The sequence below is a fragment of the Marinomonas vaga genome (assembly GCF_055388305.1).
Window position 1 is genome coordinate 1,935,029 of sequence record NZ_AP043903.1, and the last position, 14,355, is coordinate 1,949,383.

Below are 14,355 nucleotides of genomic sequence, written 5' to 3' on the forward strand. Positions count from 1 at the left end.
TACGTCCCCCTTTAAAACGGCGCTAGCTCGTCCCATGGCTCGGCATCTAGGTCTTCGCCAGTCATGAGGAATTCAGGCTGGTGGCACTCTGGGCAGACGTTCCACCCGTCCAGAAAATGCAGTTCTGATTCAGAGCCTTTCCAGTTGCAGTCAATGCAGATTTGTTCGTAAGTAACGTCCATTGTTAGCTCCTAGAAATCTGGTGCGGTTTCAGCGCGTTGCATTTCTTTGAGTACATTCACATATACTCGTCCACCTTCCACAGGTTGATAACGAGCAATTGCACCTGTTTGCAGATCCTTCTTTACAGCTCCCTCTGTTTTATCACCAACCAAGAGAGCCCAGTTTTTAGCGCTCATATATGGCGGTAATCCAAATACAACTTGAGTCCCTTCAGACTCAATTTGTACGAATGACACCTTTTTTGGCTCTTTTGAATCTATAGACATTGGTCTACACTCCTTAACTTGTACGTTTGTGGTCGTTATAGCTACTTTTGGGTTTCATATTAGCTTTGATTGAGATGTTAGGTTTCAAATTACCAAAAGTAAAGGTTAAAAATAAACCAAAGGGCTTTTTTGAATGAATAATTCTATTGATGTGATTGAAAGGTTGAGACAGGTTCATAATGCTGAAAGCAACACTCAGCTATGTGAGGCATTAGGTGTGAGCGCTAGTGGCGTGAAAAATTGGAAAAATCGAAACGTCATTCCCTATAAGGAAGTTTGTACAACGGCTTTAGAAAAGGGGGTTTCACTTGAGTGGCTGTTAACAGGAAAAGGAGAAATGATGGAGTCAGGAAGCACAGCAAAGCATTACTCAGTGCCGCAATACGCTATTCAAGCCAGCGCGGGCGGCGGCTCATTGGTCGAAGCAGAGGCAATTGAGCAACATCTAACACTAAGTCGTGAGTGGTTAGCGCGGGAGGGAATTAATTCCAATGACCTGATTGGTATCTATGCGCGTGGCGACTCAATGGAGCCGACTATCACTAATGGCGATTCTCTACTTATTGACCGAACACAAAATATCGTAGGCAGTGACGGTGGGATATATGTCATCAACTACGAGGGTGAATTATTTGTTAAGCGAGTACAAAAGCTGCTAGATGGTCGTGTAGCGGTAACCAGTGATAATCATCATCACATGAGCATTGAAATATCAAAGCATGACTTAGACCGATTAACGATTATTGGCCGTGTTGTTTGGTTCGGTAGAAAGATAGTTTAAATAGTTTATACAGGAAGTTTGAGTATGAAATTTATAAAATTGTTCTTCTTCTTTTTTCCAAAAGAGAAAGATTTGAATTGGTATCTTAAGAATGAAAGATTGATTGCCAACTTTGTAGGCTTCATGGCTGTTATAAGCATGGCTATTCTCGTATTGTATATTTCAATTCCATTCACAATAGGCACTGAAATTAAAGGCGTGAAGATTCAAGATATAGGATCTTATCTTTCAGGAATTACATCTACAGGAGTCTTTGTTTGGCTGATTATTGGTTATTTGAACCAATCGGCCAATAATAATAGGCAAGCTTTAGAGACTAAGATTAATCTAGAGTTAACTCGAGAATCTCTTGAACTCACAAGGGCAATGTATCAAGAGGAACGATTAGGTGTGTTTAGTGCTAATCAGCCAAATTTCATTCAAGCTTTTGGGCACAAGTACGAACATGAGAATCAAACATGTATTGCTTTCTCGTTTAAAAATATCGGCTCTACATCAACCGATATCTATATAAAAAACTCGCAAGGATATTGCTGTTCAGAGGTTGTGCAGATATTGGAGAAAGGCGAGTCAGTGAAAATAAAGACTGAGTTCGCTTATTATTTGGATGTTGAGGATCAGGGGAAAATCCCAATGTTCAAAAAATGCTGGATTCATTATCGAGATAATATAGGTGTGTCTCGCCACGCTAGTGTTGAACTTTATTGGTTTTCTGTTCCTGTTTACGGGAAGCGAATTCCAAAAATACTAATAGATATGCCTGAGTCCCCAGAACAGTCTATTCCCACATTTGACATGGAGGTGGGAGGTGTCGATTAAGCAAACAAAGGACGGCTGGAAAGTAGACTTTAGGGCAGGGGGAGCGAATGGCAAACGCTACCGCAAGACGTGCAAAACCAAGGCGGAAGCCGAGCGTTACCAAAAGTTTGTAGAAGCGCAATTGGTGGCAACAGGTAAACCGTGGCAACCTCGTCCAGCCGATCGGCGTACCCTTTCTGAGATCATTGCTATTTGGTATCAGCATTTAGGTCAGCACTTGCGGTATAACGAACCCCGTTTAAGGAAAATACAACGTGTTGCTGAGGCTATGGGCGACCCTATAGCCTCAGAATTGAAGCCTAGCCAATTTAGTCAGTATCGCTCCCAGCGTATTGCCTCGGGTACAGCCCCGTCTACTGTTAACCGTGAGTTTCATTATCTGATCAGTGTCTATAACGGCTTGAATGACCTGGGGGAAATCGACTACGAAAACCCGCTTAAAAAGGTCACTGCGTTAAAGCAAAAAGACACCGAGATGCACTACCTAACGCGTTCTCAAATTGATGATTTATTGGTGGCACTACGTGACAGCTATAAACCAGAAACGGAACTGGTTGCCCGTGTTTGTCTTTCGACTGGAGCTCGTTGGGGGGAAGCGGAGGGTTTAACTGCCAGCCGTATTATCAATAACAAGGTGACTTTTACGGATACCAAGGGCGGCAAAAATAGAACCATTCCGATAGATCGCGATTTGTACAAATTGCTTAGAGCTAGAGCGAAAGAGCGCCCCTATGAGTTGTTCGACAATTGTCGGGTGTGCTTTCGTAAGACAATAGCGGAAACAGGAATTGAGTTACCAAGAGGGCAGAACACACACGTTCTACGTCATACGTTTGCCAGCCATTTTATAATCAATGGAGGCAATATTTTGGCACTACAAAGAATACTTGGACACTCTGACATTTCCATGACCATGCGTTATGCCCACCTTGCTCCAGATCACCTGCAGGACGCTGTAAAATTTAATCCGTTTAAATCAGATGGACACTAAATGGACACTCTGAAAACTATGGATAGAAAAGTCTTTTAGTTTCAATGTCTTGAGAATCGCAACAAAGTTGCTTTGCTCCCCATTTTTATGTCTAAACCTCCCGCAATCTCACTTCTATTTTCTTCTAGGCCACCCTATAAAATGCTAATATACGCAAATTAACGCGCAGTTTTAGTTCATTAATCTTGTGCGATGTTTAAACAGATGTTAGCCGAGGCACCTTTGTCCGAATCCCCTAAACGCCCTAAAGATCAGCTTAAAACTCATATTCGTGCTCAAAACCAGGCTCTTATTTTAGAGACGGCTGAGCAGGTGTTTGCACGCCAAGGGTTAGCGAAAACGACCACACAAGCTATCGCTGATGAGGCGGGGCTGCCTAAAGCGAATATTCACTATTATTATCGCTCAAAAAAAGATCTGTTAGAGGCGGTGCTTGAGCGTATCATGCAAGCATGGCTAGAGTCGGTCAGTCGCTTTAATCAAGAGGACGGCCCAAAGGCGAACCTGACCCGTTACATCAGTGAAAAGATAGACCAGTCTCGCTTGCGTCCCAGTGCATCGAAAGTATTTGCCATGGCATTAATCGGTGAAGAGCCCTTTGTGTTGGAGTATTTACGTCGGTTTTTCGTAGAAGAGTTAAAGAAAGAGCAGGCCATTATTGAAGCTTGGGCTGCACAGGGGTTAATGAAGTCTGTGTCGGTTGAGCATTTATTTATTAGTATGTGGGCGCTTACACAAACCTATGCGGATTTTGGGGCGCAGGTTAAGATTTTATTAGGTAAAGACGAGTTATCGGAAGATGACTTCGACGACGCAAAACAGTTTGTGACGCGGATGGTGTTAGTCACCTGCGGCATTGAGGAATCCTTATGAGTTTAGAAAGTGGTATCACCTTTTTTATCGCTATCTTAGTGTTCGGGATCACACCGGGACCAGGCACTTTTGCAGTATTGGCTAAAAGTTTAAGTAATGGTGTGCGCCGCACTTTGCCGCTGTCCATTGGTATGGTGTGTGGGGATATTTTATATCTGATCATGGCTTGCTTTGGCTTGGCTGCGATTGCTGAGCAATGGGAAACCTTGTTTGTGGCGATCCGTTATATTGGTGCCGCCTACTTACTCTATTTGGGCTGGAAAATGTGGACGTCTCCCGTAACGCCCATGGTTGAGGATGAGGCGTCGTCCCGTAAGCAAGGGTGGAGCGCGGCGCTGCAGGGCTTTTTGATTTCCTCATCTAACCCTAAAGTGATTTTGTTTTACATCGCATTTTTGCCCACTTTTATGGACATTACGGCGTTACGTGGTAGCGATATTGTCATCGCCTCGGGCTTGACCTTTGTGGCGTTAATGTTGGCTTTGACGACTATCTCCTTAGGGGCAGCACAAGCCCGTCGTTATATGAAGTCCGCTCGTTCCATGAAGTTTTTGAATCGTGGCGCTGGTGGCTTGATGGTCGGTGCGGGGTCGTTTTTAGCGCTGCGTTAGTGGTACAGAGATACCTTTCATATTTCTCCAATAAAAAAGGAGCAACCCTGCACCTTGCTCCTTTTGTATTGTAATTCTGCCAATTGACACTACATAAGTTTTAACATTCCGAAACTGACTTTAATCAGTCTGATTTGCTGAGATAGAGACTTATGAGTGACGAAGAGAAGTACATTGACCCTGTAGAAGACACAATTGATGGTGAGGAAGTCACTATCAGCGATCCCCGTGGTTTGGCATTGCTTGATGATGTCTTGCCCGAAATCCTTCATATTTTACCGGTTTCCAGTCGTCCATTTTTCCCTGCACAGGTGCAGCCTGTCATGGTGGATGCCGATCCTTGGGAATCCACCTTAGAAGATATTTCCGATCAGCCTCAAGCGGTGGTTGGGCTTATTTATGCTGAGCGAACCGGAAAGGGCGCTCCGCATGTGGATACTTTTAATCAAATTGGCTGTGTGGCGCGCATTCATCGTGTTGAAAAGCAAGGCGATAAGGTGACCTTCCTTGCTCAAGGTTTGAAACGGATTGAGGTCGTTGAGTGGTTAGACGACACTGCCCCATACCGTGCCCGTGTTCGTTATGTAAATGATTCTAAGGTAAAAGACGACGAGTCGAAGGCATACTCCATTGCAATCTTGGATGCTATCAAAGAGCTGATTCGCCTGAATCCTTTGTTTAGCGAAGATCTGCGTCAGTACCTTGGGCGCTTTTCTTTTAATGAGCCTGGTTTACTGGCGGACTTTGCAGCGTCAATTACCTCTGCTGAGCCGCAAGAGCTTTATGATGTGTTGGCAACGACTGCAGTGGTGCCTCGCTTAAGCTCGTCGCTCATGTTGCTGCGCAAAGAGCTTGAGATCGCCCGTTTGCAAAACGAGATCAGTGCGGAAGTGAATGACAAGATCAGCAAGCACCAAAGGGAGTTTTTCCTAAAGGAGCAGCTCAAGGTTATTCAGAAAGAGTTAGGGATTTCAAAAGACGACCGCACCACAGACATTGATATGTTTGAAGCGCGTCTAGAAGGCAAGACAGTACCAGAAGCCGCCCAGAAGAAGATTGATGAAGAATTGCAAAAGCTGAGCATCCTAGAGGTGGGTTCACCGGAATACGGCGTGACGCGCAATTATCTGGACTGGGCAACGTCTATTCCCTGGGGCGTTCACTCCGATGATAATCTTGATATTGCCAAAGCTCGAGAGGTGCTAGGAAGTCATCACTCGGGGCTAGGGGATGTGAAAGACCGCATTACTGAATTCCTAGCGTTGGGCGCTCATCGAGGGGAAATGGGCGGTTCTATTTTGTTACTTGTGGGCCCACCAGGGGTCGGTAAAACCTCTATCGGTAAATCCATTGCTGAGTCTCTGAATCGGCAGTTTTACCGCTTCAGCCTTGGGGGAATGCGCGATGAGTCTGAGATCAAAGGCCATCGCCGAACCTATATTGGTGCCTTGCCTGGTAAATTTGTACAGGCATTAAAAGACGTGGAAGTAGAAAACCCAGTGATCATGTTGGATGAGATCGATAAGATCGGCTCTTCGTTCCAAGGTGATCCTGCTTCAGCCTTGCTAGAGGCCTTAGATCCTGAGCAAAACAGCGAGTTTCTTGACCACTATTTGGACATGCGTGTGGACTTATCTAAGGCACTGTTTGTCTGTACTGCGAACCAGCTGGATACCATTCCGGCACCGCTTTTGGACCGTATGGATGTGATCCGCTTGTCCGGCTATATCGCAGAAGAGAAATTGGCCATAGCCAAACAGCACTTGTGGCCTAAGCTTTTGAAGCGCAACAAGCTGTTGAAGAAACAGTTGAACATCACTGATGCGGCGTTAAAGCACATTATTGAATCCTATGCCCGTGAAGCGGGTGTCCGTGGCCTGGATAAGTTATTACAGAAAATCCTGCGTAAGGCGGTGGTGCAGCTGATGACTGGTGAAAAAGACAGCATCAATGTAGGGGTGAAAGATGTAGAAGCCTTCCTAGGGATGCCGTATTTCCGCGCAGAGAAAACCTTGCGTGGAGTGGGTGTGGTCACTGGTTTGGCCTGGACCTCTATGGGAGGTGCAACCTTGCCAGTGGAAGCAAACCGAGTGCATGAGTTGAGCCGCGGTCTTAAGCTGACAGGCAAGCTCGGAGAGGTGATGAAGGAGTCGGCAGAGATTGCCTACTCCTATGTATTGTCCCATGCAAAAAGCTACCAGCGTAACGAGGAGTTCTTTGATAAATGCTTGGTGCATTTGCACGTGCCAGAAGGGGCGACCCCAAAAGACGGCCCAAGTGCAGGCATTACCATGGCCACGGCCTTGATGTCTTTGGCCCGGGGAGAGCCAGTACAGCGTCAATTGGCCATGACCGGTGAGCTGACATTGACAGGGCAAGTGCTCCCCGTTGGCGGTATCCGCGAAAAAATCATTGCGGCGAAACGGAGCAAGATCAATGAGGTGATATTGCCGGAAGCGAACCGCCGGGATTTTGAAGAGCTGCCAGAGTCAGTAAAAGCGGATATGACAGTGCATTTCGCAGAACGTTTTGCTGATGTTGAAAAAGTCGTATTTGCTAAGAGTGATCGAGGGCTTCATTAAATTCTCCCCATTAGATGCGTTCTCACCGCAATGAAGACGTGAGAGAATACGGGCCGAGCAAGCAATTGCTCGGCCCTTTTTATTTTCATTTATTCATCTTTGAGGACCCTGATGTCCAGGCAAGCAACGCTTACCCGAGGCTCTACGTTTAAACATGTGACTGTGATGTCTTTCACAGGCGCACTCGGTTTAATGGCGATGTTTCTTGTGGATTTGGTCGACATGTTGTTTTTGTCGATGCTGGGTGAAAAAGAAATCGTGGCAGCGGTCGGCTTTGCCAGCACTGTTATCTTCTTTACTGTGTCTTTGAGTATCGCTGTGTCCATTTCCGCCACGGCCTTAGTGGCCCGTGCCGTGGGGCAGGGAGACATCGAATTAGCACGTCGCCGAGCGACCCATGTGCTCGGTGTTGGGGTGATATTTTCCAGTGTGGTGGTGTGGCTTCTTTGGCCTCGAATTCCGGCTATTTTGCATTTCTTAGGTGCGGACATGCGTACCTTGGATTTGGCCACTGGCTATCTCCATATTCTTTTGTTGGGCATGCCTGCGGTCATGATAGGTATGATTGGCTCCGGTATTATGCGTGCTCTAGGGGATGCCAAGCGAGCCATGTACGCGACCCTCTTATGCAGTGTGGTCAATGCGGTTTTGGATCCTATTTTAATCTTTGTATTTGGCTTAGGAATCCATGGGGCGGCTATTGCATCATTGTGTGCAAGACTTTCTATGGTGGTGGTGACCTACTACGGTGTGGTGAAAGTACATCGTATGATCGGCGAATTTGATTTAATGGAATGCCTGCAAGATCTAAAGCCCATTGCCAAAATTGCCGTTCCCGCTATGTTAACGAATATGTCTTCGCCTTTGGCGAATGCCATTGTCATGGAGCATGCGGCCAGCTTTGGGGACGATGCGGTGGCGGGTGTCGCTATCATTGGGCGGGTTATCCCTGTGGTGTTTGGTGGTTTGTTTGCTTTGTCTGGTGCCGTGGGGCCTATCCTTGCGCAAAATTATGGGGCAAAACAATTCCAGCGAATGCATCATGCGATGACTAGCGCTGTGGTGTATGCCTTGGGCTATTGTCTTGTATTGTGTTCGGCCTTGTATTTGTCTCAGGGTTTTCTGGTCTCGATCTTTAATGCCAGCAATGAAACGGCAGATCTGATTCGCTTCTTTGCTACCTATGTGTCCTTTAGCTTTTTCTTCCAGAGTTTGTTGTTTATTGGGATTGCGGTGTTCAATAACCTTGGCAAACCATTAAACAGTACCTTGTTGAACTTTGGTCGGGCGACTTTGGGAACCTGGCCTTTGATTACCTTTTTTGGTCTCTTTATGGGGGCTGAAGGGGTGTTGTTTGGTCAGGCTATGGGGTCGGTGATTTTTGGATGTATTGGTTTTGTGATGGCGCGCCGCTATATCAATGAGCTGGAGTATCGCACGGAAATGACCTTGGCCGAATCCGTGCATTCCGATGAGATGTTGCCTTAGTTTTTGACGGCATGTAGGACGAACTCTTGATTGCCGTCGCCCCCTTTGATCTGGCTTTTGTTATAACTGATAACGCTAAATCCTAGCTCTCGTATCAGGTCTTTCATCTGTTGTTCCAGTTGTGCCACCTTTAGTTGATCCTTAACTATCCCGCCTTTACCAATGGCTTCTTTACCTAGTTCGAACTGAGGTTTTACCAGGGTAATAAGATGTCCTGAGGAACCTAATAGGGCAGGCAGTTGCGACAGTATTTTGGTTTGAGAGATGAAGGACACGTCCATGACTACGGCGTCGAATCCTTCCTCAGGGAAGTGTTCTCCTAGGTCTGCCTGTGTCAGATGGCGGGCATTTAATCCCTCGAGACACACAACATCATCCCGTGAGCGTAGACGAGGGTCGAGCTGGTCATGGCCCACTTCAACACCGACGACTTTTGTTGCGCCAAACTGTAACGCACAGTCGGTGAATCCCCCCGTGGATTGGCCGACATCTAATACCGTAAAGCCTTTTAAGTCCATTTGGGCCTGTTCTAACGCTCCTGATAGTTTCAGGGCGCCTCGAGAAACATACCGATCTTCGTCCGTCAAAGTGAGCTTGATTTCCCAGTCTTCTTCAATTTTGAAACTGGCTTTGGTGACCTGAGCCCAGGTGCCATTAATACAGACTTGAACTTTGCCTTCACTAATAAAGGATTGAGCTTGGGAGCGAGATTTAGTGAATTGCTTTTCGGTAAGTAATTGGTCGATGCGTTTCATGGGAATTATCTGATTTGAGTTGTGCTCATCATAGCAAAGTCATGCGATTCAAAGTAGGCTAGAGGCTTCCTACCCATGAAGTTTTAGAACTTAAGGAGATCCTTGGTATGGCACTGCCCACCTTAATAAGTGCAGCTCAGCTTAAGGCTGTTTTATCCCAGTCTGACTTGGTTGTTTTGGATTGTCGTTTCTATTTGAATGACCTATCGAAAGGTCAACAAGAATTCCATAAGGGGCATATACCAGGGGCGGTCTTTGTAGATTTACATCATGATCTAGCTGGTGCGGAAACGGAAACGTCAGGACGTCATCCGTTGCCTGATGCAAAAGCATTGTCTGCTTCAATTCAACAGTGGGGTATTGAACCCAGCTCGCAGGTGGTTGTGTACGATGACATGGGAGGAGCCTTTGCTGCTCGGGCATGGTGGATGTTGGTTCAGCAGGGAATCGAAGTGATGGTATTAGATGGGGGCTTTCCTGCTTGGGTAAATGCCGGCTATGACGTCACTTCCGTTAAAACCACTGCCACGCCGGCGAAATACTCAGTAGATGTGCAGTTTCCTTGGTTTATTTCTGAAGAGCATGTGGTGACGAATTTTGAATCAGGGCAGTTTCAACTGATTGACGCTCGGGCACAAGACCGCTTTCAAGGATTAAACGAAACCATGGATCCCGTTGCTGGGCATATTCCCGGCGCCTTGAATCGTCCATTTGCTGATAACTTGCGGCCCAGCGGCCAAATGAAATCACCGGATGTGTTGTTTGATGAGTGGAGTGCCTTGTTAGGGGAAGTGGATGTGCCGGTGGTCTATTACTGTGGCTCAGGTGTGACTGCCTGTCACAATGTGTTGGCGATGAACCATGCAGGTTTGGAGGCTAAACATGTGTACGTTGGCTCTTGGAGCCAATGGGCCAAGCGTATTCAAAGGCAGTTAGCCTTATCTGATGCTTGATAGTCATAGAGCTGTTATCAAAGTCTCTGTAAAATACCCCGTATTAAATACGTTAGTTAGGATTTATTGATGAAAATTGCTGTCGCTGGGACAGGGTATGTTGGCATTTCCAACGCCCTATTATTAGCAAAGAATAACGAAGTGGTTGCGCTGGATATTATTCCAGAAAAGGTAACACTACTTAATCAAGGTAAGTCCCCGATTCAAGATGATGAGGTTGAGCGATATCTAGCAGAAGAGACCTTAAACTTTCGCGCGACATTAGACGCTAAAGATGCTTTCGATGGGGCTGAATTTATCATTATTGCCACCCCAACTGACTATGATCCAGAAACCAATTACTTTAACACTCAGCATGTTGAGTCAGTAATCAAGACAGCGTTAGAGCTCAATCCAGCTGCCACCTTGGTCATTAAATCAACTATTCCCGTTGGTTTTACTAAAGATGCATCGGAACGTTATGGCACAGAGAATTTAATTTTCTCTCCTGAGTTTTTAAGGGAAGGTAAGGCTCTGTACGACAATTTATACCCTTCTCGAATTATCGTAGGGGAGCGTTCTGAGCGAGCGAAATTGTTTGCTAGTTTACTGGCTGAGGGTGCTGTTAAAAAAGACATTGAGATTTTGCTGACAGACGCCACCGAAGCCGAAGCCATTAAATTATTTGCTAACACCTATCTTGCTATGCGGGTTGCCTACTTTAATGAGTTGGACTCTTATGCCGCAACGCATGGGCTAGATTCTAAGCAGATCATTGAAGGGGTTTCTTTGGATCCACGTATTGGTGGTCATTATAACAATCCATCTTTTGGCTATGGCGGTTACTGTTTGCCAAAAGACACTAAACAGCTATTAGCCAACTATGAACAGGTGCCTAACAACCTGATTCGCGCCATTGTTGATGCGAACGCGACCCGTAAAGATTTTATTGCTAACGAAGTTATTAAACGCGCTCCAAAAGTGGTGGGTATTTATCGCCTAGTGATGAAAGCGGGGTCGGATAACTTCCGTGCTTCGGCGATTCAGGGTGTTATGAAACGGATCAAGGCCAAAGGAATTGAAGTGATCGTTTACGAACCCGTTATGACAGAGTCTTTGTTTTTTAACTCTCGTGTTGTGAAGGACTTAGAAGCGTTTAAAGCTGAGGCAGATGTGATTATTGCCAATCGGGTGACTGAGGAACTAGAAAATGCGCTTGAAAAAGTATTCACTCGAGATTTATTTGGTGGAGACTCTTAAGTGGCAAAAAAGGATCTCGCCTACTTTAAGAAACGTTTCGCGCGCATTGCCTATTATGTTCGCGAAACATTCGCTTTAAAAAAGCCTGTTGCCAAAGCAGAATCACTTTTAAAACACATTGAAGTGACTCCAGAACTCAAACAAAGAGTGGATTATTGTTGCAAGATAAAAACTCCCTTTACCGTTTCCAAACAGGCTACCCGTAACCAAGATTTTGCCAAAACTAAGAGCTTTGTTTATTTTGCTGATCTAAAGAGAATAGTGAGGCATTTTCCTAAAAATTTTTATTTCGACTATATCTTTGGTGATGTCATCGACGTGCCAGAGACCCCTTCGTTCGTTAAAAGTCGTCCGATTGTTGAGAACAATGACAACGCTGTGTTGTTGAAACTGAACGCAATTCGGCACTACCAGTTTTTTGAGGACTCGCAAGCTTTTTCAGAAAAGCGTCCACAAGCTGTTTGGCGCGGCATGGTCTATCACCAGCACCGTCGAGACTTTGTTGACATGTACCACGATAAGCCGTTTGCAGACGTTGGGCACAATGATGAAAAGCGCGCGGATGAGCCAAGCTATAAAGGGTTTATGAGTGTCGCTGAGCAACTGACCTTTCGTTATATTGTCAGTGTGGAAGGTAAAGATGTCGCCACTAATCTTAAGTGGGCGATGGCATCAAACTCTTTGGTTATGATGCGTAAACCACGTTTTGAAACCTGGTTTATGGAAGGGCGTCTTGAGCCCGGTGTGCATTATGTTGAGCTAAAAGATGACTTTTCTGATTTGGAGGAAAAGGTACAGTTTTACAACCTTCCAGAAAACCAAGACAAAGCACTTCAGATTATCGCCAACGCACATGCTTATGTGGCGCAATTTAAAGACAGCGACCAAGAGCTGTTAGTGAGCCTATTGGTCGCCCAAAAATACTTTGATATGCAAGCAGCACGATAAATGACGGTTTATCGTGCTTTGCGGTAAATCTCCAAATAGCCCTCTGCCATCACTTTCGGCGTAAAGTTATTTAGGTGGGCTAATGCCCCCTCTACTAGCGTTTTTTGTAGGTCTTGAGATTGGTCTAGGGCAATAATGGCATTTGATAGTGCTGAGGCATCTCCATTGGGTATTACTAGGCCAGTTTGTTCATCTTTTATAATGTCGGGGATGCCTCCTGCATCGGAAGCGATAATCGGTACCTTGGCATCGATGACATCCAAAAGGGTGGAGCCGAGCCCTTCATTTCGCGAAGGGAAGACAAAATAGTCAAAGGCATGGATATAATCTCCCACATTTGAGTGAAAGCCCAACCATGTGAGATTGGTTAAATCAGCGCTCAAGGTTTCCAGCTCTGCTTTATCTTTGCCATCCCCTAAACATAAGAATTGCAAATGGGGGTGGCTTTTCGCCAAAAGTCGAGCAGCTTCAATAATGATCTTTTGACCTTTATGTTTATCCACTAATGCGCCGATATGTCCTACCAGAGTTTTGCCGGGAAATTGGCTGCGGATTTGAGCACTTTGCTCAAGATCAAATGGCAGGTCGCCTTTCACACTGTAGACACGGTCAACATGTCCCCAGTTTTTATCTTCAAGAATGCCTTGGATAATATTGGAAATGGCAACACGGGAGAAAGCGTTGCTGTAAGTCTGTTTATTTAGCCACTTATCTTTAACGGGAGCGTCGACTCGTCGAGTCAAAATATAAGGGGTTTTCTTGAGCAAATGATGCAACCATGCCCAATGGACGGCTTTAGCTTCATGGGCATGGACAACATCCGCTTTGGGTGAGCTAAAATGACCGTCAAACTGGTGGTTGGCCGTAACATAGCTAAGGTTAGGGACATTTTTTAGGAATTGGCGTAATGGTGAGTCTTCTCGGCATACGAGTTGTTGCCTAACGTCTGCGCGCTTGCCTAATTCTGTTATTAATATGGCCGTTTGGCGCTCGCCGCCGCGAAAGCCCTTTGCTAAGTTCACATGGGTGATGTTAAGCATTTAAATCCCAAAGAAAATCTGTGTGTTGGGCGGTATAATACCTTAATTAATAGGTCGGACTCGATAATAAGTGAAAGGTGTGATGATCAAAAACGTATCGGCAGTATTGATAACCCGTGATGTGGCCCATTGCATCCGAAAAGCTTTGGATTCCTTATCCGTGTTTGAAGAAGTTATTGTGTACGACAATGGTTCCACGGATGGCACCTTAGAAATTCTTGCGGAATACAAGAATGTGCAATGTATTCAAGGGGAATTTTTAGGCTTTGGTCCAACTAAGCAAAAAGCGGTGAGCTATGCCAAAAATGATTGGGTCTTGTCCCTGGATGCGGATGAATCTTTAAGTGCAGACCTGATCGATAGCTTGGGTACGTTCGATTTCGACACCCCCGGCAAAGTAGGTGTTATTTGGCGTCATAATTACTTCTTAGGGCAGCGTGTACGTTACTCGGGCTGGGGCAAAGATTGGCTAGTGCGTTTATTTAATCGTTCTTGCCATAATTTTAACGACGCCATGGTACATGAGAATATCAACCTGTCCAAAGATAGCCAAACCATTCGTCTTGCTGGAACGATTGACCATGATGCGGTAACAGATGTGGGGCAAATGCTAGAGAAAGTGTCACGTTACTCATCACTTCGAGCGGCTACACAGAAAAAGCGCTATTCAATGCCTATGATCGTCGTGAAATCTCTGTTTGCCTTCTTCAGAACCTATGTTTTAAGGCTTGGCATATTAGATGGTAAAGCGGGCTTGGTGATCTCTGTTTCCAATGCCAATGGTGTGTTTTGGAAAAATACCAAGCGATACTTTCGAAAGTGACTT

Annotated in this window: 15 protein-coding genes; 11 read left to right on the forward strand and 4 right to left on the reverse strand. The window is 45.6% G+C overall.

Features of this window, described 5'->3' with window-relative positions; translation table 11 throughout:
- Nucleotides 1-11: 11 nt before the first annotated feature.
- Nucleotides 12-182 (reverse strand): hypothetical protein, encoded by a 171-nt coding sequence (locus tag ACZ5DR_RS09005; RefSeq protein WP_377368398.1) that lies wholly within the window; start codon nucleotides 180-182, stop codon nucleotides 12-14.
- A gap of 9 nt (nucleotides 183-191) precedes the next feature.
- A complete protein-coding gene (locus ACZ5DR_RS09010; protein WP_377368396.1) occupies nucleotides 192-449 on the reverse strand; it encodes a hypothetical protein in 258 nt (85 codons plus the stop codon).
- Between the two features lie 133 nt (nucleotides 450-582).
- Here ACZ5DR_RS09010 and ACZ5DR_RS09015 point away from each other — a divergent pair, with 133 nt between their 5' ends.
- From ACZ5DR_RS09015 to ACZ5DR_RS09045, 7 genes are all read left to right on the forward strand, one after another.
- Nucleotides 583-1,230, forward strand: coding sequence for a LexA family transcriptional regulator (locus tag ACZ5DR_RS09015; protein ID WP_377368394.1), 648 nt, complete (start codon nucleotides 583-585; stop codon nucleotides 1,228-1,230).
- A 24-nt stretch (nucleotides 1,231-1,254) separates the two neighbouring features.
- The gene (locus tag ACZ5DR_RS09020; protein ID WP_377368392.1) at nucleotides 1,255-2,049 is read left to right on the forward strand and encodes a hypothetical protein; all 795 of its coding nucleotides are present in this window, start codon (nucleotides 1,255-1,257) and stop codon (nucleotides 2,047-2,049) included.
- Nucleotides 2,039-3,040, forward strand: a complete 1,002-nt coding sequence (locus tag ACZ5DR_RS09025) for a phage integrase (protein WP_377368390.1) — start codon at nucleotides 2,039-2,041, stop codon at nucleotides 3,038-3,040. The genes ACZ5DR_RS09020 and ACZ5DR_RS09025 overlap by 11 nt, the downstream gene beginning before the upstream one ends.
- A gap of 192 nt (nucleotides 3,041-3,232) precedes the next feature.
- Nucleotides 3,233-3,913 carry a TetR/AcrR family transcriptional regulator gene (locus ACZ5DR_RS09030; RefSeq protein ID WP_377368388.1) on the forward strand — a complete coding sequence of 227 codons (681 nt, stop codon included), beginning with the start codon at nucleotides 3,233-3,235 and terminating at the stop codon, nucleotides 3,911-3,913.
- Complete coding sequence (locus ACZ5DR_RS09035) at nucleotides 3,910-4,524, forward strand: LysE family translocator (RefSeq protein WP_377368387.1); 615 nt, start codon at nucleotides 3,910-3,912, stop codon at nucleotides 4,522-4,524. The genes ACZ5DR_RS09030 and ACZ5DR_RS09035 overlap by 4 nt, the downstream gene beginning before the upstream one ends.
- 152 nt (nucleotides 4,525-4,676) lie before the next feature.
- Nucleotides 4,677-7,106 carry an endopeptidase La gene (gene lon / locus ACZ5DR_RS09040; RefSeq protein ID WP_377368385.1) on the forward strand — a complete coding sequence of 810 codons (2,430 nt, stop codon included), beginning with the start codon at nucleotides 4,677-4,679 and terminating at the stop codon, nucleotides 7,104-7,106.
- Nucleotides 7,107-7,217: 111 nt separating this feature from the next.
- A complete protein-coding gene (locus tag ACZ5DR_RS09045) occupies nucleotides 7,218-8,594 on the forward strand; it encodes an MATE family efflux transporter (protein WP_377368383.1) in 1,377 nt (458 codons plus the stop codon).
- Here the strand turns inward: ACZ5DR_RS09045 and ACZ5DR_RS09050 are convergent.
- Nucleotides 8,591-9,349, reverse strand: coding sequence for a TlyA family RNA methyltransferase (locus tag ACZ5DR_RS09050; protein WP_377368381.1), 759 nt, complete (start codon nucleotides 9,347-9,349; stop codon nucleotides 8,591-8,593). The genes ACZ5DR_RS09045 and ACZ5DR_RS09050 overlap by 4 nt on opposite strands.
- A 107-nt stretch (nucleotides 9,350-9,456) precedes the next feature.
- On the opposite strand from ACZ5DR_RS09050, the gene ACZ5DR_RS09055 reads away from it, so the two are divergent.
- From ACZ5DR_RS09055 to ACZ5DR_RS09065, 3 genes are all read left to right on the forward strand, one after another.
- A complete protein-coding gene (locus ACZ5DR_RS09055) occupies nucleotides 9,457-10,302 on the forward strand; it encodes a sulfurtransferase (protein ID WP_377368379.1) in 846 nt (281 codons plus the stop codon).
- Between the two features lie 69 nt (nucleotides 10,303-10,371).
- Nucleotides 10,372-11,541 (forward strand): nucleotide sugar dehydrogenase, encoded by a 1,170-nt coding sequence (locus tag ACZ5DR_RS09060; RefSeq protein WP_377368377.1) that lies wholly within the window; start codon nucleotides 10,372-10,374, stop codon nucleotides 11,539-11,541.
- The gene (locus ACZ5DR_RS09065; RefSeq protein WP_377368375.1) at nucleotides 11,542-12,489 is read left to right on the forward strand and encodes a glycosyl transferase family 90; all 948 of its coding nucleotides are present in this window, start codon (nucleotides 11,542-11,544) and stop codon (nucleotides 12,487-12,489) included.
- Nucleotides 12,490-12,497: 8 nt separating this feature from the next.
- Here the strand turns inward: ACZ5DR_RS09065 and ACZ5DR_RS09070 are convergent, their stop codons facing one another.
- A complete protein-coding gene (locus ACZ5DR_RS09070) occupies nucleotides 12,498-13,529 on the reverse strand; it encodes a glycosyltransferase family 4 protein (protein WP_377368373.1) in 1,032 nt (343 codons plus the stop codon).
- An 82-nt stretch (nucleotides 13,530-13,611) separates the two neighbouring features.
- Here ACZ5DR_RS09070 and ACZ5DR_RS09075 point away from each other — a divergent pair, with 82 nt between their 5' ends.
- The gene (locus ACZ5DR_RS09075) at nucleotides 13,612-14,352 is read left to right on the forward strand and encodes a glycosyltransferase family 2 protein (RefSeq protein WP_377368815.1); all 741 of its coding nucleotides are present in this window, start codon (nucleotides 13,612-13,614) and stop codon (nucleotides 14,350-14,352) included.
- Nucleotides 14,353-14,355: the final 3 nt, after the last annotated feature.